General features: G+C 56.5%; 1 rRNA gene. It reads right to left on the bottom strand.

Annotated elements, in window-relative coordinates:
- Positions 1-1,086: ribosomal RNA gene (locus tag ACFVUY_RS43350) — 23S ribosomal RNA — on the bottom strand; the annotation flags it as partial.

The following is a 1,086-nucleotide window of genomic DNA, read 5'->3' as shown; positions in this document are numbered from 1 at the left end:
CGTTGGCGCTTCAAAGCGGGTACGGGAATATCAACCCGTTGTCCATCGACTACGCCTGTCGGCCTCGCCTTAGGTCCCGACTTACCCTGGGCAGATCAGCTTGACCCAGGAACCCTTGGTCAATCGGCGCAAGAGTTTCTCACTCTTGTATCGCTACTCATGCCTGCATTCTCACTCGTATACCGTCCACGACTGGTTTCCACCGCCGCTTCACCCGGCACACGACGCTCCCCTACCCATCACAGCAGGCGTTGGCCCTATATGCTGCAATGACACGACTTCGGTGATGTGCTTGAGCCCCGCTACATTGTCGGCGCGGAATCACTTGACCAGTGAGCTATTACGCACTCTTTCAAGGGTGGCTGCTTCTAAGCCAACCTCCTGGTTGTCTCTGCGACTCCACATCCTTTCCCACTTAGCACACGCTTAGGGACCTTAGTCGGTGTTCTGGGCTGTTTCCCTCTCGACCATGGAGCTTATCCCCCACAGTCTCACTGCCACGCTCTCACTTACCGGCATTCGGAGTTTGGCTAAGGTCAGTAACCCGGTAAGGCCCATCGCCTATCCAGTGCTCTACCTCCGGCAAGAAACACGTGACGCTGCACCTAAATGCATTTCGGGGAGAACCAGCTATCACGGAGTTTGATTGGCCTTTCACCCCTAACCACAGGTCATCCCCCAGGTTTTCAACCCTGGTGGGTTCGGTCCTCCACACGGTCTTACCCGCGCTTCAACCTGCCCATGGCTAGATCACTCCGCTTCGGGTCTTGGGCATGCAACTCAACCGCCCTATTCGGACTCGCTTTCGCTACGGCTACCCCACACGGGTTAACCTCGCTACACACCGCAAACTCGCAGGCTCATTCTTCAAAAGGCACGCAGTCACGGCCCACCAGCAAGCTGATGAACGACGCTCCCACGGCTTGTAGGCACACGGTTTCAGGTACTATTTCACTCCGCTCCCGCGGTACTTTTCACCATTCCCTCACGGTACTATCCGCTATCGGTCACTAGGGAATATTTAGGCTTAGCGGGTGGTCCCGCCAGATTCACACGGGATTTCTCGGGCCCCGTGCTACTTGGGAG

Origin of the sequence: Kitasatospora sp. NPDC058063, from assembly GCF_042885395.1 — a bacterium.
In the GTDB taxonomy this organism is placed as follows: Bacteria; Actinomycetota; Actinomycetes; order Streptomycetales; family Streptomycetaceae; genus Kitasatospora; species Kitasatospora lactacystinica.
This window is presented reverse-complemented; position numbering and strand designations above follow the sequence as displayed.